Annotated in this window: 17 protein-coding genes; 15 read left to right on the forward strand and 2 right to left on the reverse strand. The window is 54.2% G+C overall.

The genetic code is table 11. From position 1 onward, the window contains the following. The first annotated feature begins 101 nt into the window (after positions 1 to 101). The 4 genes from ACUN8H_RS17100 (at position 102) to ACUN8H_RS17115 (ending at position 3,926) form a co-directional block, all read left to right on the forward strand. Positions 102 to 827 carry a sigma-E factor negative regulatory protein gene (locus ACUN8H_RS17100; RefSeq protein WP_445533248.1) on the forward strand — a complete coding sequence of 242 codons (726 nt, stop codon included), beginning with the start codon at positions 102 to 104 and terminating at the stop codon, positions 825 to 827. 52 nt (positions 828 to 879) lie between these two features. Continuing rightward, the gene (locus ACUN8H_RS17105) at positions 880 to 1,923 is read left to right on the forward strand and encodes a MucB/RseB C-terminal domain-containing protein (RefSeq protein ID WP_445533249.1); all 1,044 of its coding nucleotides are present in this window, start codon (positions 880 to 882) and stop codon (positions 1,921 to 1,923) included. 31 nt (positions 1,924 to 1,954) lie between these two features. After that, a complete protein-coding gene (locus ACUN8H_RS17110; RefSeq protein ID WP_445533250.1) occupies positions 1,955 to 2,419 on the forward strand; it encodes a SoxR reducing system RseC family protein in 465 nt (154 codons plus the stop codon). Between the two features lie 94 nt (positions 2,420 to 2,513). After that, complete coding sequence (locus ACUN8H_RS17115; protein WP_445533251.1) at positions 2,514 to 3,926, forward strand: DegQ family serine endoprotease; 1,413 nt, start codon at positions 2,514 to 2,516, stop codon at positions 3,924 to 3,926. Between the two features lie 144 nt (positions 3,927 to 4,070). Here the strand turns inward: ACUN8H_RS17115 and ACUN8H_RS17120 are convergent, their stop codons facing one another. Further along, the gene (locus ACUN8H_RS17120; protein ID WP_445533252.1) at positions 4,071 to 4,568 is read right to left on the reverse strand and encodes an MgtC/SapB family protein; all 498 of its coding nucleotides are present in this window, start codon (positions 4,566 to 4,568) and stop codon (positions 4,071 to 4,073) included. Positions 4,569 to 4,843: 275 nt separating this feature from the next. Here ACUN8H_RS17120 and lepA point away from each other — a divergent pair, with 275 nt between their 5' ends. From lepA to acpS, 7 genes are all read left to right on the forward strand, one after another. Further along, on the forward strand, positions 4,844 to 6,658 hold the full coding sequence (gene lepA / locus ACUN8H_RS17125; protein ID WP_445533253.1) for a translation elongation factor 4: 1,815 nt from the start codon (positions 4,844 to 4,846) through the stop codon (positions 6,656 to 6,658). Between the two features lie 15 nt (positions 6,659 to 6,673). Next, the gene (gene lepB, locus ACUN8H_RS17130) at positions 6,674 to 7,477 is read left to right on the forward strand and encodes a signal peptidase I (RefSeq protein WP_445533254.1); all 804 of its coding nucleotides are present in this window, start codon (positions 6,674 to 6,676) and stop codon (positions 7,475 to 7,477) included. A gap of 67 nt (positions 7,478 to 7,544) precedes the next feature. Continuing rightward, positions 7,545 to 8,237, forward strand: a complete 693-nt coding sequence (gene rnc, locus ACUN8H_RS17135) for a ribonuclease III (protein WP_445533255.1) — start codon at positions 7,545 to 7,547, stop codon at positions 8,235 to 8,237. Next, positions 8,234 to 9,133: a GTPase Era gene (gene era, locus ACUN8H_RS17140; protein ID WP_445533256.1), complete on the forward strand. Its 900-nt coding sequence runs from the start codon at positions 8,234 to 8,236 to the stop codon at positions 9,131 to 9,133. Before rnc ends, era begins: the two co-directional genes overlap by 4 nt. Before the next feature lie 8 nt (positions 9,134 to 9,141). After that, complete coding sequence (gene recO, locus ACUN8H_RS17145) at positions 9,142 to 9,837, forward strand: DNA repair protein RecO (protein WP_445533257.1); 696 nt, start codon at positions 9,142 to 9,144, stop codon at positions 9,835 to 9,837. A gap of 51 nt (positions 9,838 to 9,888) precedes the next feature. After that, the gene (gene pdxJ, locus ACUN8H_RS17150; protein ID WP_445533258.1) at positions 9,889 to 10,713 is read left to right on the forward strand and encodes a pyridoxine 5'-phosphate synthase; all 825 of its coding nucleotides are present in this window, start codon (positions 9,889 to 9,891) and stop codon (positions 10,711 to 10,713) included. Positions 10,714 to 10,716: 3 nt separating this feature from the next. Then, the gene (gene acpS / locus ACUN8H_RS17155) at positions 10,717 to 11,097 is read left to right on the forward strand and encodes a holo-ACP synthase (protein ID WP_445533259.1); all 381 of its coding nucleotides are present in this window, start codon (positions 10,717 to 10,719) and stop codon (positions 11,095 to 11,097) included. A gap of 60 nt (positions 11,098 to 11,157) precedes the next feature. Here acpS and ACUN8H_RS17160 read toward each other — a convergent pair whose 3' ends face one another. After that, complete coding sequence (locus ACUN8H_RS17160) at positions 11,158 to 13,890, reverse strand: ATP-binding protein (RefSeq protein WP_445533260.1); 2,733 nt, start codon at positions 13,888 to 13,890, stop codon at positions 11,158 to 11,160. 91 nt (positions 13,891 to 13,981) lie between these two features. Here ACUN8H_RS17160 and cysM point away from each other — a divergent pair, with 91 nt between their 5' ends. The 4 genes from cysM to mazG all read left to right on the forward strand — a co-directional run bounded on the left by cysM (position 13,982) and on the right by mazG (position 19,516). Continuing rightward, positions 13,982 to 14,902 carry a cysteine synthase CysM gene (gene cysM / locus ACUN8H_RS17165; protein ID WP_445533261.1) on the forward strand — a complete coding sequence of 307 codons (921 nt, stop codon included), beginning with the start codon at positions 13,982 to 13,984 and terminating at the stop codon, positions 14,900 to 14,902. 2 nt (positions 14,903 to 14,904) lie between these two features. After that, positions 14,905 to 16,305 carry a TRAM domain-containing protein gene (locus ACUN8H_RS17170; protein ID WP_445533262.1) on the forward strand — a complete coding sequence of 467 codons (1,401 nt, stop codon included), beginning with the start codon at positions 14,905 to 14,907 and terminating at the stop codon, positions 16,303 to 16,305. An 80-nt stretch (positions 16,306 to 16,385) separates the two neighbouring features. Next, positions 16,386 to 18,662: a GTP diphosphokinase gene (gene relA / locus ACUN8H_RS17175; RefSeq protein ID WP_295709008.1), complete on the forward strand. Its 2,277-nt coding sequence runs from the start codon at positions 16,386 to 16,388 to the stop codon at positions 18,660 to 18,662. Next, positions 18,662 to 19,516: a nucleoside triphosphate pyrophosphohydrolase gene (mazG, locus tag ACUN8H_RS17180; protein WP_445533263.1), complete on the forward strand. Its 855-nt coding sequence runs from the start codon at positions 18,662 to 18,664 to the stop codon at positions 19,514 to 19,516. The genes relA and mazG overlap by 1 nt, the downstream gene beginning before the upstream one ends. The last annotated feature ends 19 nt before the right edge of the window (positions 19,517 to 19,535 follow it).

A 19,535-nucleotide genomic window follows, 5' to 3' on the forward strand; every position in this document is an offset into this window, starting at 1 on the left:
GGGTCTTGACCTTGGAAGTCGTCGGTGCGATGAAACCTGTTAGTGGTTTAGCGGTTTTCGTCACGCCAGTACTTCTTTTAAACAGTGTGAGGGTGTGAAGTATGAGTCAAAACACACGGGAATCACTTTCGGTGTTAATGGATGGCGAAAGTGATGAGCTAGAACTTCGCCGAGTGTTGAAGGCACTGCCTAATGATGACGATGCCGCAGATACATGGCGCCGATATCACCTCGCGCGTAGCATGATGCAGCGTGAGCAGGGTGTTGATATTAGCGTTGATCTCTCGGCTGGTATCATGGCTCGATTGCAGGAAGAACCTGCACCGATGATGGAAGGTTCCGAGCAAGTAGCTCGCCACCGCAGTGGAGGAATTTCATTTGCTCGCGGTGCCGGTGTTGCTGCAGCTGTCTCTTTGATGGTCATCACTGGCGTACAGTATTTCGGTAATGGTGCGTCGATTGGTCAAGGTAGTAACGCTGCAACGACTGCTTCGAGCCCCAGCCAGGGGACCCAAGTGCAACCTGTTAGTTTGGCTTCTCAGCCGACGGTTGCGCGCGCTGATATGCCGATGTTTGAACCCACACCGTTCAGGCTTAGCGGGCAGGCTGGCCAAAGTGGCTTAATGAACATAAGCGAAGCTGGCTTTTCTGCGCAGACTCCTCAGGGCGTGACCGCTTCACAGGGCACCACGATTGATGTTGACCAGATTGGCCTGTTGCAATCCTATCTTGAGCAACATACACAAAGTGCCGCTTACGGCAGTGGTGATAGCTGGATGCCGTTGATGCGCTCTTCTGCGGTAACCGAGCCTTTAGGTCAGCGCTAAATTTATGCCGTGCTTTATGATGACGCCTATCCGGTGAGTAGGAGTGCGCTAGATGCAAGTGCGCAATTTAATAGTTGTTTTGCGGATAAGGCGTGCATGGATACTGGCCGTCATGGTTTGTATGCTCCCAATGGCGGCCTACGCAGAGAGCTCAAATAACCCGTCAGAAAGCCTTAGTGATGATCGTGTCGGTTATGAATGTGCCGCCACTTCCCAACCATCCCCTGATAGTGCAACGCAGTGGCTTGAGCGTGGTTTGTGGGCAAGTCACTGCTATGGTTTTCAAGCGAGGGCGGTGGCTATTGATGCTGTCGGTGTGCGTACTTTGGCACTTTCACACCGCATTCAAAACGGTATTCGACAGCAGGTGGTGCAGTATTTAGATGGCCCTTCCGTCAGTATCGAGAGACGTTCACCAGTTGGGCGGCTCGCTTGGACAGAAGATAACAGTAGCGGTCAGCTGCCTTCACCTCAACGGTGGGCGACGCACCTGGAAGAATTTTATTTAGTTGAACTTGAAGATAAAACGCGAGTTGCGGGTCGTGACGCAGTTAAGCTAGTTTTTGAACCTCGTGACCAATGGCGTTTTTCTCATGAGTGGTGGATAGACCAAGCTACCGGCTTGTTGTTGAAGCATGTGCTTATCGATCAGCAAGGACAGATCATTGAAACCTTTCAAATTACCCAGCTTCAATCGCCTCAACAGTATAGTGGGATCGTTAGGTTAGACAGCCCCCAGGTTGCTCTGAGCACGCCCTGGCAAGTTACGTGGTTGCCTGCAGGGTTTGTTAATCAACCGGTGACTTTTACCGGCAATGATCGTCAGCAACGCGTCTATAGCGATGGCTTGGCGACAGTCAGTCTTTTTGTAGAACCCCTTTCCTCTGACACTACCCCTGCGCTGCAGGAGGGTATGCACCAGTTGGGCGTTTCTGCTGTTGCTGTCAAGCATACTATGACCGATGAAGAGCACTGGCAGTTGGTGGCGATTGGTGAGTTGCCGGTCGCCACACTCCAACGTATCGTTCGTTCAATCAGCTTTGATTTGCCACAATCACAGACCCATCATCTAAGCAGTGAGGAAGAGGCGCAGTAGTGGCAATGATGCACATGTGACGAGGAATATAATGAAGGTTCCTGCTTCCTGCTCTTCTCTATTTCGAACGGGTACCGTGGTGGGGCATGAAGCACAGCGCCTTATTGTAGAAATGACCGCCCAAGAGAGCTGTGAACAGTGTGCTCAGGGCAGAGGATGCGGCTTAGGGTTATTCGCGCATCGTGCTAATCAACGGATTGCCGTGGCGCTTCCTGAGCCGTTTCAACAGGGTGAGCAGTACGGTCCCTCGGGCTATCCTATAGGGGGTCGAGTCACCATAAGCCTGCCAAGTACCTCCGTCACGCTGCTGGCTTTTTTTATTTATGGACTTCCTTTGTTGTTGGCGCTTCTGCTATCAGGCGTTGCATCGCTTGTTAGTCCCTTGAATTGGCTGGCTTCGGTGGTTTTTTTTGTTGCCTTGGTCGCTGGGGTTGTCAGTGTTAAATACCTATTGCATGGGCGAAGGGAACGCTTTCGTCCGCGCTTGGTCAGTTAATGCGACATGTTAGTTCTTCAGCATTTTTCCATGAATATTGCTGTGAGTTGTTGTTCAGCCTTCGATTAATATCATCCTAAGTAGGAGCTCTTGCATGAAGCGCTTGATTCTCCCCTCCACCCTGTGGGTATGCATGGTGGCATTGTTAACCTTTGGCCAAGCAGCTAGCGCCCAGGGCTTGCCTGATTTCACCGAGCTGGTAGAAGAGGCAGCCCCAGGGGTAGTCAATATTTCTACCAGTCGCACGGTTCAGCGTAGCAGCGCACCTGGTTTCGAAGGGTTTGGTGGACAGGAAATCCCAGAAATCTTCCGTCATTTCTTTGGTGATAGTTTTCCAACGCCGCCTAACGGTGGAGAGGGACGCAGTGAGCAGCGGCAATCGTTAGGTTCGGGGTTCGTCATTAGTGAAGATGGCTATGTCATGACGAACGCACACGTTGTTCAAGACGCTGATGAGATTCTTGTGCGTCTTAATGATCGGCGTGAATTGAGTGCAGAAGTGATTGGCAGTGACCCGCAAACCGATGTGGCGCTGTTAAAGATTGATGCGACTGACTTACCTACCCTGAGCTTGGGCGACTCTGATGATTTGAAAGTGGGCGAATGGGTAGCGGCTATTGGCTCTCCCTTTGGCTTTGATCACTCAGTGACCGCTGGCATCGTCAGTGCTATTAACCGCACCTTGCCCCGTGATGCGTATGTGCCATTTATTCAAACCGATGTGGCGATCAACCCGGGTAATTCTGGTGGGCCGCTGTTTAATCTTGAAGGCGAAGTAGTCGGCATCAACTCGCAGATATTTACTCGCAGTGGCGGCTTTATGGGGGTCTCGTTTGCCATTCCTATCAATGTTGCCATGGATGTGGCGGAGCAATTGCGTGAGGACGGCCGAGTAAATCGTGGCTGGCTGGGCGTTATGATCCAACCTGTCTCGCAAGATCTGGCTGAGTCCTTTGGTATGGACAATGCGATTGGGGCTTTGATTGCCGACCTGGACCCTGAAGGCCCAGCCGCACAGGGTGGTCTACAAGCGGGTGACGTTATTCTTGAAGTCAATGGAGAAGAAGTCGAACGTTCCAGCACGCTACCACGCCTGATTGGTCGCGGTGCGCCGGGCACAGAGGTGGAGCTCACCTTGATGCGTGATGGTGAAGAAGTCACGGAGTCAGTCGAATTGGGTAGCTGGCCGGATGCGGAGCAGCCGCAAGAGCAGGCCAACAGCAATGATCAAACTCGCCTTGGTGTGATGGTGGCTGAAATCGATGAGGCGATGCGTGATCAGCTCAACATCTCAGGCGGTGTCGAAGTTCGTCAAGTGGAGCCAGACAGCGTGGCAGCCAATGCCGGTATTCTGCCAGGTGATGTGCTGGTGAGCATTGATCACCGTAGCGTTTCTTCTTCAGAAGAGTTGGTGAGCATTGTTGAAGAACTACCCACTGATCGCGCTATTCCACTTCGCTTGTTCCGTGAGGGCCGCTCGTTGTTTGTGGCCCTTCGCCTAGAGTAGTCGTTTAACTGGCTCTCCATCCCGGCAGGGCGTTTACTGCCGGGATGGTTATCTATTCTTGCCCCACCAGATCGATGCTTAATAGCGTCGATTTGTTTATTTCCCTTTCTGTTTGCCTTTCTTACTACTTACTTCCCTTCCGGATTAGTCTTTATCGCGTTTACTGCTTTTTTTAACCACTTCTTTTCCCGCTAGGTTCGCGATCATGTCGTGCTCGAATCGCCCCAGAAGTACCATAATGATGAGTCCCAAGAGGGTGACCATGGCGGCTAAGGGAAAATTGTTGATACCTGCGGCAACGCCGATAGCGCCGGCCAACCAAATCGAGGCACCCGTGGTAATCCCTTCGATATGGGCGCCGCTGCGAATAATGCTACCAGCACCTAAAAAACCGATGCCTCCAATCACACCCTCGACAACGCGGTTGGGATCAATGCTTGCTGCGTGATCGCCTTCAGCGGTGGAAAATAGAACACTCATTCCCACCATTATGAAGGCAGAGGAACCCAGCGATACCAACATATGAGAACGAAGACCCGCAGGTTTGCCACGCAGTTCTCGCTCCAAGCCAAGGCATAAGGCCAAGCCAGTCGCCACTATCAGTCGGGCTAACATATCCAGTATGGGAATTTCGGTATCCATAACGCTCCTTGTCATTTCATCAGATAACACCGTTAGATAAAAACTAGCAAACGCTAGGAAAGAGGCAAAGCTGATGCGCTTTAAGGGGCATAAATGTTGAAAAAATCGATAGCAGTATTAGTCGTGTGCTGCGCTAATAGTTGTTTTGGCATTTTTTGATGAACATAGCACCGGAACCTCGCTAACGGTACAATGTCACCAAATTTCGAATGCGCAGCTCATCGTCTTATTTTTAATTGTGCAACGTTGCGTACACACCCGGATTAAAACGGCAAATGACCCAAGAAAACGATAGCAAGATCAAGCATATACGAAATTTCTCGATCATCGCGCATATCGATCACGGCAAGTCGACGCTCTCTGATCGCCTCATCCAAACGTGTGATGGCTTAACTGCCCGTGAGCTTAAAGAGCAAGTGCTCGACTCCATGGACATTGAGCGTGAGCGCGGTATCACCATCAAGGCGCAGTCGGTCACCCTGGATTACACCGCCGCCGATGGAAAGGTCTATCAGCTCAATTTCATCGATACACCTGGCCACGTCGACTTCTCCTATGAGGTGTCTCGCTCGCTCTATGCCTGCGAAGGCGCGTTGCTGGTGGTCGATGCGGCGCAAGGGGTAGAAGCGCAATCGGTCGCCAACTGCTATACCGCCATCGAACAAGGGCTTGAAGTATTGCCGGTGCTTAACAAGATTGATTTGCCTCAGGCGGACCCTGACCGCGTGGCGCAAGAAATTGAAGAGATCATCGGCTTGGACGCCACCGATGCCTGCCAAGTGTCCGCCAAAAGCGGCATCGGCATTGATGCACTGCTTGAGCGCTTAGTACGCGACATTCCGCCCCCGAAAGGCGACCCGGACGCACCGCTACAAGCATTGATTATCGACTCTTGGTTTGATAACTACCTGGGTGTCGTGTCGCTGGTGCGTCTCTTTGATGGCACGCTGCGCAAAGGCGATAAAATCCGGATCAAATCGACGGGGCGCGATTGGGGCACTACGGAAGTGGGGATATTTACTCCACTCCGTAAACAAACCGACATTCTGCGTGCTGGTGAAGTCGGCTTTATCGTGGCGGGTATCAAGGAGATCCATGGTGCGCCGGTAGGTGACACCATTACGCACACTAAAACCCCGGATGTGGCGCGTTTGCCTGGCTTTCAAAAAGTGAAGCCACAGGTATATGCCGGTATGTTCCCGGTCAGTGCGGATGATTATGAAGATTTCCGTGATGCTCTAGAGAAGCTGGCACTTAATGATGCCTCCCTTGCCTATGAACCGGAAAATTCTGATGCTCTTGGCTTTGGCTTCCGTGTGGGGTTTCTCGGCACGCTGCACATGGAGATCGTCCAGGAGCGCCTAGAGCGTGAGTATAATATCGATCTGCTCACTACCGCTCCCACAGTTGTCTATGAATTGGCAATGAAAAATGGCGACGTTAACTACGTTTCCAACCCCTCAAAGCTTCCAGACATGGCGGACGTGGATGAAATGCGTGAGCCCGTGGTGCGTGCCAGCATCCTGGTGCCTCAGGAGTATGTAGGCAATGTCATCACCGAGTGTGAACAGCGCCGTGGCACTCAGCGTGACATGCAGTTCTTGGGTAATCAGATCCAACTGGCTTATGAATTACCCATGTCCGAAGTGGTCATGGACTTCTTTGATCGCCTGAAGTCTATCTCGAAGGGCTATGCATCGCTTGAATACAACTTTGAGCGTTTTGAAGAAGCCAAGCTGGTGCGCCTCGATGTGCTGATTAATGGCGATAAAGTCGATGCTTTAGCCGTCATTATCCACCGCGATCACGCTCATCAGCGTGGCCGTTTGCTAGTGGAAAAAATGAAAGAACTGATTCCGCGTCAAATGTTTGATGTGGCCATTCAGGCGGCCATCGGTGGTCAGGTGGTGGCACGCTCAACGGTGAAGGCGCTTCGCAAAAATGTTACCGCCAAGTGTTATGGCGGCGATGTCAGCCGTAAGAAGAAGCTGCTCGAAAAACAGAAAGCGGGTAAGAAACGCATGAAACAAGTGGGGCGTGTGGAAATTCCCCAGGATGCCTTCCTTGCTGTGCTCAAGGTAAACGACTAGGAAAGAACACCACCCATGGATTTTTCATTACTTTTGGTACTTGCCGTTGCGCTTTCGGGCGTTATTTATCTGTTGGACGTGTTGGTATTAAAGCCCAAACGCCGTCAGCGCTTTGCCACAGCAGAGGCCCATACCCAGGAAGGTCTTGACCCCGTTACTAGCGAAAAACTGCTTAAAGAACCATGGCCCGTTGACTACGCACGCTCGTTTTTCCCCGTGCTGCTGGTCGTGTTGGTGGTGCGCAGCTTTATTATCGAGCCCTTTCAGATCCCGTCTGGCTCAATGCGGCCCACGCTAGAAGTGGGTGATTTTATCCTGGTCAATAAGTTTGCCTATGGTCTTCGCCTGCCGGTAGTGAATACCCGCTTTATCGAAGTGGATGACCCTGAACGCGGGGACGTGATGGTGTTTCGTTTCCCTGATGAACCGTCGGTAAATTTCATCAAGCGTGTGGTCGGCCTGCCCGGCGACCGTATCCGCTATGAAGGTAAGCAGCTCTATGTCAACGGTGAAACGGTGGCAAAAGAGTTGATAGAAGAAGGGCCTGACAGTTCTCCTGAGCAGCTATTATTAGCTGAACGACTTGGCGAAGCTGATCACTTTATTTACAACAATCCGCGTGATCCTGGCCCACAAATGCGTGAAGTTGAAGTGCCTGATGGACACTACTTCATGATGGGTGATAACCGTGATCACTCGAACGACAGTCGCTATTGGGGTTTCGTGCCGGAAGAGAACATTGTGGGCCGCGCGTTTGCCGTATGGATGCATTGGGATGGTGGTTTGCCGAGTTTCACTAGCGTGCGGCACATTGAATGAAGGTTCTGCTTACGTTGAGCTTAGTCAGTTATGTCACTTTAGTTAACGTCAATGACGTAGGAGAACTGTGAGTAATTCCTTAAACGCTTTTTGCCGACGAATCGGCCATACCTTCGGCGACGAGACGCTGTTGGAGCTGGCCTTGACCCATCGCAGCTACGGGGGGCGTAATAACGAGCGCCTCGAGTTTTTGGGTGACTCCATCGTCAATTTCGTAATCGCCGAGGCGCTGTTCCAGCGCTTCCCTCAAGCCCGCGAAGGCCAGCTTTCACGCCTGCGGGCACGGCTGGTAAAAGGGCAAACTCTAGCAGAACTCGCCCGTGAAATGGAGTTCGGTGAGTGCTTGCGTTTAGGCTCTGGTGAGATGAAAAGCGGCGGGCACCGCCGCGAGTCTATTCTAGCCGACGCGGTCGAAGCCATTATCGGAGCGATCTATCTAGATGCCGGTATGGATGTTGTCCGCGACCGTGTGTTGGATTGGTACGCCGAGCGGCTTGGGAATATCTCCTTACAAGATACCCAAAAAGACCCCAAAACGCGCCTGCAGGAATTCCTGCAGTCACGGCAAGCGGCATTGCCGCGCTATGAAGTTGTCTGCGTAAAGGGGGAGGCGCATGCCCAGACCTTTACCGTGGAGTGCTACATTGATTTGTTAGCTGAGCATACCACTGGTAAAGGCCCTAGCCGCCGTCACGCTGAACAGCAAGCTGCAGAAGAAGCGCTTTCGTACCTCGAAAAAAGTCCTGGAGACAAATCATGAGCCAAACCTGCGGATTCGTTGCCATTGTCGGCCGACCCAACGTGGGCAAATCGACCCTCATGAACCGTATTCTGGGGCAGAAAATATCGATTACTTCGCGGCGCCCGCAAACCACGCGCCACCAAGTGATGGGTATTAAAACGGTCGAAGAGACCCAGTTTATCTATGTCGATACCCCTGGCATGCACATCATGTCCAAGGATCGTAATAAAGCGATCAATCGCTTTATGAACCAGGCCGCTACCCAGGCACTGCGTGATGTGGATTGTGTGGTGTTTATTATCGATCGCACACGCTGGACAGAAGAAGATCAAGCGGTGCTGAAGCGCTTGGAACATGTCAAAGCGCCGATCATTCTAGCGGTCAATAAAGTCGATCGCTTAGGCGAAAAAGGCGATCTATTGCCATGGTTGGCTGAGGTAGGTGCGCGCCGTGATTTCGCCGCCATCGTACCTATTTCTGCCAAGCACGGTACGCAGGTAGATACCCTGGAAGAGGAGGTGGCCAAGCATCTTCCCGAAAGCGTGCACTTCTTTCCTGAAGATCAGATCACCGATAAAAGTCTTCGCTTTATGGCGGCTGAACTGGTGCGTGAGAAGGTCATGCGCCAGCTAGGCGACGAGCTGCCTTACCAGATGACCGTTGAGATTGAAGAGTTCCGCGAGACCGAGCGTGTAACGCATATCAGCGCGTTAATTCTGGTTGAGCGTCAGGGTCAAAAAGTCATTTTGATTGGTGAAAATGGCGATCGCCTCAAAAGTATTGGCCGTGAAGCGCGCCTTGATATGGAACGCGCCTTAGGCACTAAGGTAATGCTGAATTTATGGGTAAAAGTGAAACGTGGCTGGTCGGATGACGAGCGCGCCTTAAAAAGCCTGGGTTACGACCTCGATTGAGTGTAGCGATGGTGCCAGAGCCGGCGTTTCTCCTTCATCGTCGGCCTTACCGTGAAACCAGTGCGCTGGTGGACTTATTAACGCTTGATCACGGCAGAGTGCGGGCCGTGGCCCATGGTGGGCAAAGGCCCGGCTCAAAATCGCGGCAACGCCTACAGCCTTTTACGCCGCTATTTGTGACATGGCAGGGAAGCCGCGAATTAAAGCGATTGACGCTGATGGAGTCACGTGGTCAAACGGCCCTGTTAGCGGGTGAAGGCTTGCTGTGTGGGCTTTACGCTAATGAAATCGCCACCCGGTTATTGCCTTTAGAGTTGCCAGCAACAGATGTATTTGCATTTTATACTGCTCTGTTGGAAGCATTACCAGCGCCCGCCGAGCGGGCGCTGGCGCTTCGCCGCTATGAGTGGGCGTTGCTGGAAGCACTAGAGGCGACGCCGCAGTTTACGACACCAGAGGGTAGCGTTTTAGACCCTCAACTGCGCTACCGTTTCGATACCGCCAGTCGGGCATTTATGCCCGCTGAGCGTGGGCTCGACGGCAGAACGTTACGTTACATTGAACAGGGTGATTGGCAGCATGAAGGCCTTGCCAATGCGTTAAAGGCGGTGATGCGGGCGGCGTTAGCGCCTCATCTGGGTTCCACCGTCTTACGCTCGCGAGAGCTGATGCTTGATTTAGCCCGTCGCCGCCATCGTCCCTAATTTATTGTCTGTTATGACACGACTACTCCCTATTGCTGCGCTGGAGACTCTATGCACCCCCCTCGGATACTGTTAGGCGTCAACATCGATCATATTGCGACTCTTCGCCAAGCTCGAGGTACCCGTTATCCTGACCCCGTTCAGGCTGCGTTGGTGGCTGAAGAGGCGGGAGCCGATGGCATCACGGTGCATTTGCGTGAAGACCGGCGCCATATTCAGCCCCGCGATGTACGTATTCTGGCCGAAGTGCTCAACACGCGCATGAACCTGGAAATGGCCGTGACGGAAGAAATGCTGGGGCTGGCCGAAGAAGTGCGCCCAGCGCATGTTTGCCTGGTACCTGAAAAACGCGAAGAGCTAACTACCGAAGGTGGCCTGGATGTGGTGGGTGGCTTTGACGCTATCGCCAGCGCCTGCCAGCGTCTTGCTGCGGCTGGTTGCGACGTGTCGCTATTCATTGATCCAGATTTAGCGCAAATCGAGGCGGCTCAGCGCGCTGGCGCCCCGACTATCGAGCTGCACACCGGCGCCTATGCCGAAGCACGGCCAGGTAGCGATGCGGCGAATGCGGAATACCATCGATTAACGGCGGCCGCCACACATGCCGTTTCATTGGGGTTGGTGGTCAACGCTGGCCACGGCTTGCACTACCATAACGTGGAAGCCATCGCGGCACTGCCGGGCGTCAACGAACTCAATATTGGTCACGCCATTATTGCCCGTGCGCTCTTCGTTGGCTTGAAAGAGGCCGTGCAGGAAATGAAGCGGCTGATTATCGCTGGCCAAGAAGCGGGCTTAATGGCGGCTCTCGATGCTCACGACCATGATCATGAAGGCCACTCGGATCATGTTCATAATGGCTGTTGCGGACATTAAACAATGATCGTCGGGATTGGTTCTGATATCGCCCGTATTGAGCGTTTTACGCGAGCGGTGAAGCGACACGGACCACGTTTTGCGCAGCGTATTCTGGGCCCAGAAGAGCATGCGGTTTGGTTAAAGAAGGCTCAACCTGCCGCGTTTCTGGCTAAGCGCTTTGCGGCGAAAGAAGCGTTTGTCAAAGCGTTAGGGCTTGGCCTTCGTGCAGGTATGCAGTGGGGTGATATTCAGGTGCTTAATGATGGCCTAGGGAAGCCCTACTTAGTGCTGGGCGGAAAAGCTGAACGGCTGCTACTGGCGGCGGGGGTAACCGCCAGCCATATCACCTTAAGCGATGAGGCCGAGTACGCGGTTGCCTTTGTCGTGCTTGAGCGCGTATAGCAGTCGTTACAAGACTCTAAAGGTCTCTCTTGGCCCTAGTTGCGTTTGGTTGAGTTTAGATTAGGGCCTTGAGAGCAGTGGGCGGTGCGCACGTAACCGCGCCATGGCTCGGTATAGATCTTCCAATAACCCCTCTACGTGATCTAAGCCGCTAGTGCGTAACCGGGTTTCCAATGTTTCTACCAATAGTGCCAGTTCAGGCGCGCCGCAGTAACGGCTGGCGCCATTTAAGCCGTGTACCCAATCAAGCAGCGTCGGTAAATTCTGTTGGGCAAACGCAGCGCGCATGTGCTGCTCACTATCGTCTAAGCTATCGATCAGGCGTTTAAGCTGTTCCCGAGCAAGGTACTCTTTGCCGCCTGCCAGGCGTGCGCCTATTTCAAGATCAACGACCGATAGCTTGGCGGGCGCGCTGTGGCTCAACGTTTTAACCGCCTTAGGACTATGGTTGGTGGGTAAAGCAACGGCAGTGCTATCGGCTAACCGGTGAGTAACTCCCAGAAAGCGATGGAGTAATAGGTGCAGCTGTTGCTCATCGATGGGCTTTATCAAGACATCATCAAGCCCTTCGGCAAGCCATTTCTGGCGTTCACTACTAAGCACATGGGCAGTGACGGCTATAATCGGGCAACGGGCCCAGGTGCTGCTGAGCCGCCTCAGCGCCTGGGTGGTTTGTACGCCATCCATGCCTGGCATACGAATATCCATCAGTACCATATCCACATTGCCTGTTCGCGCAAACTCAAGGGCTTGATGGCCGCTCTCCAGCGCAGTGATGTGTATGGTTGGATCCTCAAGCATGTTTTTGAGCAGTTCACGGTTCGGGGCATTGTCATCCACAATAAGCAGTTTGACGGGTTGTGACGGTGCATGTGATGCCGCTAACGGCGCTGGCAGCTTAGAAGGCACAAACGTCGGAATCAGTAGTTGTGTAAGCGATGCCACGAGCTGTGCGCGCGAAAAGGGTTTGTAAAGCGTTTCGCCGCCCTGGGTTAAGCGCAAGGGCGGCAGATCAAAACTATTGCCGTTGGCCAAAATCAACACAGGGCAGGGCGTTTGGTCAATCACCGCTTGCCAGTGCTTAAACCGTTCGGGCGTATAGTCGCTGTGCTCTAACCCCAAAATCAGCAGTTGGGCTTGGTCTGGGTCATCAAACTTGACGGGCTGCGCTTCCCAGCGCTGCAGTAGGTGCTCCAACACAAGGCGGGTAGGGGTATGCATTTCATAGAGGCGTATGACGGGGTTGGGTAGGCTGATTTCTGGCGGTCGCTCAATCGCTTTGTGCGCTAGCAGCGGCAGTGTAAACGAGAAAGTCGTGCCTTTGCCCAGCTCGCTTTCCACTTCAATCTCACCCCCCATGCGTTCAATGAGCTGGCGGCAGATAGTCAGGCCCAGGCCACTGCCGCCAAACTGGCGAGAATGGCTGGGTTCCGCTTGCGAAAAGGCACTGAACAGGGCCTCCTGATGCGCGTTGCTGAGGCCAATTCCGGTGTCGCTAACACTTAGATTCAATACCACATGCTGGCCTTCTTGGTTATCCAGCATGACACGCACAATGACGTCGCCTTCATGGGTGAATTTGAGCGCATTGCCGATCAAATTGTTTAATACCTGATGGATCCGTAACGGATCACCACACAGTGGTGTAGGGACATCGTCATACACCATTGGCACCAGGTGTAACTGTTTGCGCTGGGCCTCAGGCGCATGCAGTCCTACCACTTCATCGACCAGGGCGACGATATCAATATCCGCCTCTTCTAAAGTGAGCCGGTTTGCCTCCAGCTTGGAAAAGTCGAGAACATCGTTCACTAGCATGAGCAGGTTGTCACAAGCGCGATGAACGTGCTGTAACCACTCCTGTTGGCGAGAATCCAGCGATGAACGGCCCAGCAGCCGACAAAAGCCGATAATGCCGTTGAGAGGCGTGCGAATCTCATGGCTCATGTTGGCTAAGAATTCAGATTTCACCGCATTTGCCCGCAAGGCACTGCGATGCGCCAAATCAAGCTTGATATTCTGCTCCTCAATGGTTTCCATTGATTCTTGCAGTTCGCTGGTGGCCTGGACGATTTGCGTCTGCATATCCCGCTGGGCCTGCTGAAAGTGTTGAGCAAGCGCATTAATATGGTCTGTTAGTTGGTGAAGTTCGGCGGCATTGGAAGGTGCCAGATGGAGTCGATAGTCACCGCGGGAAAGGCGATAAAGCGCTTGGTTAGCTTCTTCTATGGGGCGGGTGGTATAGCGGCTGATGGCAAACGCGACTAAAAACATCAGTAGCCCAAGCAGCATGCCGCCTAAACTGAGGCTGGCTATCAGCCTGTAGTGGCCCAGGGTTAGCGCTCGCCTATCCATCTCGATGTCCAACCAGCCGGCGCTATTCCTCACTGCTGCGAGTGGGTTTGTCGAGGGCTGGGTAAGCGCTAACGGTAAGCGCAATCGCCAGGCATTATCTTCCATGATCAATTGGCTGCTGGCTGGCGCCTTTAGAGGGGGCGGCGCAGCGTTACCCAGTAATAAGAGCCGACGACCTTGTGCGTCAAAAAGCGCCACTGTCTGCAAGCCACTTATTGTGAGCAGTTGGCGGGCCACTGACTCCACGCGTTGAGAGTCACCTTGGGCAATGGCGTCAGCCAAGCTGGGCGCCAGCAGCTCGCCTGCATTAACCAAGCGCTCTTGCTGTGCCTCACGAGCTTCTGTATCACTCTGAATAACGAGCAGTACCGCCATCATGGCGTACACCAATAACGGGAAACCGAGTAAGGCAAATAGCAGCCGGGTGTTTAATGACATGAAAAGAAGCTCGCTGATTCATTGAGGTTGCCTGTCCAGCCTAAGGCAGCACCGATATAATGCAGCATAACGGTTACGATAAGGAATATTCATGAATGATCTTAAAGGCTATCTCAAGAGCTATCCCACGTTAGAAGAGGTGGTTGGTAACACGCCCCTTGTTCGCCTGAAGCGCATTACCGCGGGGCGCAACAATACGCTGCTGGCCAAACTCGAAGGCAATAATCCTGCCGGGTCGGTCAAAGATCGTCCCGCACTCTCGATGATTAGCGAGGCGGAAGCCCGGGGCGAGATTGCTGCTGGCGATACGCTGATTGAGGCGACGTCAGGCAATACTGGCATTGCGCTAGCCATGGCCGCGGCTATTAAAGGCTACAAAATGATATTGGTAATGCCGGAAAATGCCTCGGAAGAGCGTAAGCAGGCGATGGCTGCCTATGGGGCCAAACTGATTTCTGCCAGCAAAGCCGGCGGCATGGAAGAGGCGCGGGATATCGCGGATGCCATGATCGCCCGGGGGGAGGGGAAGCCGCTGAACCAGTTCGCCAATCCGGATAACCCGCTTGCTCATTATCGCACCACCGGCCCGGAAGTGTGGCAACAAACGGGTGGCGAGGTGACCCACTTTGTAAGCTCGATGGGCACCACCGGTACCATCATGGGCGTATCGCGTTACTTGAAAGAGCAAAAACCGGCCATTCAAATTGTTGGTTTGCAGCCCGCCGATGGCGCTAGTATCCCTGGCATTCGGCGCTGGCCACAAGAGTACCTGCCGGCGATTTTTGAAGCGCCTCGGGTCGATGTCACCCTGGATATCGGCCAGCAGGAAGCCGAAGAGCATATGCGTCGCTTGGCCCGCGAAGAGGGTATCCTGGCCGGTGTTTCCTCGGGCGGTAGCTTAGCGGGTGCGTTGCGTATTGCCGAGCAAACGGAAAATGCGGTGATTGTGTTTATCGTCTGTGACCGGGGGGATCGCTATCTCTCCACTGGCCTTTTTGCGCCGGGAGTTTAACCATGGCCATGTTGGGAAAGCGGCGTCCACCCAGGCCCGCCTCGGGTCACTCGGGGTTAGCAGGCACGCCAGGGGGCAAAAAACGCGACACCCCAGCGGATGAGACAGCGCCATTAGTCATTGAGCGTTTGGCTCATGATGGCCGTGGGGTGGCCCACACTGCCAGCGGTAAAACCGTGTTTGTGGATCAGGCGTTGCCAGGAGAACAGGTCGAGGTAGCGGTTCATTTAACACGCAAACGCTTTGATGAAGCGCATATTAAATCGCTGCTCTCCACCTCCGAGCAGCGTGTTACGCCGCCGTGCCCGCATTTCGGTCACTGTGGTGGTTGTGATTTACAGCATTTGAATGTCGATGCCCAACGTGCTCATAAACGCGAAGTGGTACGTGATCTGTTTGCCCGCCAAGGCATTACGCTCGGCGAGATCGGCTCGATTCAAGGCGATGATCAAGGCTATCGCCGCCGTGCACGTTTGGGCGTCAAAGTGGATAGCCAAGGCAAGACGCGTCTCGGGTTTCGTGCCGCGCATAGTCACCGGTTGGTGGATATTGAGCGCTGCCCGGTATTGGTAGATACGTTGCAGCAGTTGCTAATCCCGCTGCGTGAATTACTACAACGTCTAGAAGCGCCACGTCTCGTCGGCCATATTGAGTTACTGACAACAGCGAACACCCAGGTAGTACTGGTGCGCCAGTTAAAAGAACATCCCCAGGACGCGGAGCGCTGGCAAACGTTTGCTCAGCACTATCAAGTGGCGCTAGGCACTTGGTTGGGGCGTGAAACGCCCACGCTGCACTGGCATGGCACTCCCCCAGCGCTGGAAGAAAAGCTGACGTTGGTCAACCAGCCGCCGCTTACCCTGAGTTTTGCCCCAGGCGATTTTTTACAGGTCAATGCCCAGGTTAATCAGCAAATGGTGGCCACGGTGATGCAATGGCTGGCGCCTAAACCGGGACAAAAACTACTCGATCTTTTTGCCGGTATCGGTAACTTTAGCCTTCCTCTCGCCGCCGCTGGCGCCGAGGTGCACGCGGTGGAAGGCAACCCCGCCATGGTGGCGAGGATTGCTATCAATGCGAAGCATAACGGGCTGATGGTTAGCGGTCAGCAGGCCGACTTGAGCGACCCCGGCAGCGTTAAGCAACTGCTGGAGAAGCATGGTGATTCCGATGCACTCGTGCTGGATCCACCGCGCAGCGGTGGTGAAGCGATTTGTCAGGCGTTGGCACGTCACCCGGTAGCTAAGGTGGTCTATATTTCCTGTGACCCCGCAACGCTTGCCCGGGATGCGGCACATCTTGTGCATGCAGGATACCGAATTAAGCAAGTAGCAGTGGCGGATATGTTCCTTCACACTGCGCATATGGAAACACTGATGCTGTTTGAAGCGGATGACGCTTAAAGCCGGGGCTTGCGCCCATCGCTTCAAACCACGGTGACGGCCGTGTGGAGACCGTCTCCCAGAAAGGATGATTGATTGTCATGGTGAAAGTGCGTGAAGACCAGCCGCTAGACGCTAGTGGAAAGGTGGACATACAACAATGGTTAACGCGCCTGCAAGAGGATGTGCGTCTACGTGAACCCGAACGCTTAGTCGACGCCTGCAAGCTTGCTGAGACGTTAGAGCTGGAAGCCCCACGCACGCATCGCGTTTGGCTGTCTCCCGGCTCTAGCTTCCGCATGGGGTTGGAAATGGCCGATATTCTGGGTGAATTGAAGCTAGACCAAGCCACCCTAGAGGCCGCGGTTCTCTATCGTGCAGTGCGCGAAGGCTTGCTGAGCCTTGACGCCGTGACAAAACGTTTTGGTGCCGAAGTCGCCAGCCTGATCGACGGCGTACTGCAAATGGCCGCCATCAGCTATCCACTGGCGCCTGACCATGGCATGGGCCAGCACAATCAGCAGGAAAACCTGCGCAAGATGCTGGTCAATATGGTCGGTGATGTGCGCGTCGCCTTGATTAAAATTGCCGAACGAACGTGCGCGCTGCGCCAGGTAAAAGACGCCCCACGGGAAAAATGTTTACAGGTTGCCCGGGAAGTCGCGGATATTTACGCCCCGTTGGCCCACCGGCTGGGGATCGGCCAACTCAAATGGGAGCTTGAAGACCTATCGTTTCGTTACTTGCATGAAGATGAGTACAAAGCGATTGCCAAGCTACTGGCGGAAAAACGCCTCGATCGTGATCGCTATATCCACGATGTGGTGGAAACCATCAAAGCCTTGATGGAAGCCCAGCACATCCACCGCTACGACGTGGATGGCCGGGCCAAGCATATCTACTCAATCTGGCGCAAAATGAAGCGTAAACGGATCGATTTTTCGCAAGTGCATGACGTGCGTGCCGTGCGAATTTTGGTGCCCGAAGTCGCCGACTGCTACACCGTCCTGGGGATTATTCACTCACGCTGGCACCACGTGCCGAACGAGTTTGACGACTATATCGCCAATCCTAAAAAGAATGGCTACCAGTCCCTGCATACCGCCGTGATGGGGCCAGAAAACAAGGTACTCGAAATTCAGATTCGCACCTTTGCCATGCACGATGAGGCAGAGCTTGGCGTCTGTGCCCACTGGCGCTATAAAGGCCACGATACCAACGCTAAAAGCCGCAGCTACGAAGAGAAAATCGCCTGGCTGCGCCAGGTATTGGAGTGGCAGGACGAAGTGGGCGGCTTTGGCGATCTGCGCGAAGGGCTCTCCAGCGACGTTGCCCCAGACCGCATCTACGTGTTTACCCCCGACGGTCACGTCATCGATTTACCGCGTATTGCCACGCCGATCGATTTTGCCTACCGCGTGCATACCGAGATTGGCCACCGCTGCCGTGGCGCCAAAATTAATGGGCGCATCGTACCGCTGACCTATAAGCTCAAAACCGGTCAGCAGATCGAGATTTTGACCGCCACCAAGGGCGGGCCTAGCCGTGACTGGTTAAACCCCAGCTTAGGCTATGTGCGTACTTCCCGGGCGCGGGCCAAAATCCAGGCGTGGTTCAAGCACCAGGCACGCGATCAAAACCTGGACGAAGGGCGTGCGCTGTTCGATCGCGAGATGCGCCGCTTGGATGTCGAAGGGCTCGACCTACCCAAGCTGGCCAAAGCGGTCAACTATCTCAACGCTGACGATATGTACGCCGCCATTGGCGCGGGCGATCTGCGCATCGGCCAGGTACTGCATCAGGCGCAGCAATTATTCGGTGAGACCGATGATCAAGAGCAACTGGATCGCCTGCTGGCCAAGCCCAAGCGACAGTCCAGTAAAGCCACCAAGAGCGACATCACGGTGCTGGGGGTGGGTAACCTGAAAACCAGCATGGCGAACTGCTGTCGTCCTGTACCCGGCGAGCCGATCATTGGATTTATTACCCAGGGCCGCGGCGTCACCGTGCATCGCCAGGATTGCAGCAATATTTTGCAACTGCGACTCGACGAACCCCAGCGCATTATCGAAGTGGAGTGGGGCGAGCGTGCCCAAACGCGCTATCCGGTGACCATCGAGATTCAGGCCTGGGATCGCTCCGGGTTGCTGCGTGATGTCACCGGGCTTTTGGGTAATGAAAAGGTCAATGTACTCGCTGTGAACACCCTGACCGACACCGATGAAGGCATCGCCCGCCTGCGCATTACCTTGGAAGTCGACGGGCTGGAGTCTCTGGGCCGGCTATTTTCGCGCATTCAGCAGTTGCCTAACGTCACCGAAGTGCGCCGTCTACGCAATGCCGACCCGGATCAACAAATGCGTAAGGGAGGGGCATAATGCGCCATGGTATGAATGATCTGCTGACCCTGATGCAGGTGCTGCGTGACCGTGAACAGGGCTGCCCGTGGGATCTGCAGCAGGATTGGGACAGCATTGTGCCGCACACGCTAGAGGAGGCTTACGAGGTCGCCGATGCCATAGAACGGCGCGCCTTTGACGAGCTGCCCGGTGAGTTGGGCGATTTGCTCTTTCAGGTAGTCTATTACGCTCAATTTGGGGCCGAAGAGCAGCGCTTCGACTTTGACGATATTGTCGATACGCTAACAGCAAAGATGCTGCGCCGCCATCCGCATGTCTTTCCAGAGGGCACCCTGGCTTCTCGCCGTCCGCCAGGCGTGAGCGCCGAAGAGGTGCAAACTCAGCAGGTCAACAGCCGCTGGGAGTCATTAAAGGCTGAAGAGCGTGCCGAGCGCACGGCCAAAACGCCTTCGGTACTCGACGACGTGCCACGCACACTGCCCGCACTCAGCCGTGCCGCCAAACTGTCAAAGCGTGCCGCACGGGTTGGGTTCGATTGGCCAGATGCCAAAGGCGTGCTCGCCAAAATTCGAGAAGAGCTAGCCGAAGTCGAAGAGGCGCTAGCCGCCGGTGACCAACAGCACGCCAAAGAAGAAGTGGGTGATCTGCTGTTTGCGGTGACCAACCTTGCGCGCACCCTGAACGCCGACCCGGAACAGTGCCTGCGCACGACGAATGCCAAATTTGAACGCCGCTTTCGCTACGTAGAGAGTAAGCTTAGCGCTGCCCAGCGGCCCTTAACGGAGGCTTCGCTAGACGAGATGGAAGCCTACTGGCAGGCGGCTAAAGTACTGGAAGCGCAGTCACAAGAAAAACAACCTACCCATTCCTGATTAATCATTTCGCGACCCC

It is taken from the genome of Vreelandella sp. V005, assembly GCF_052645115.1.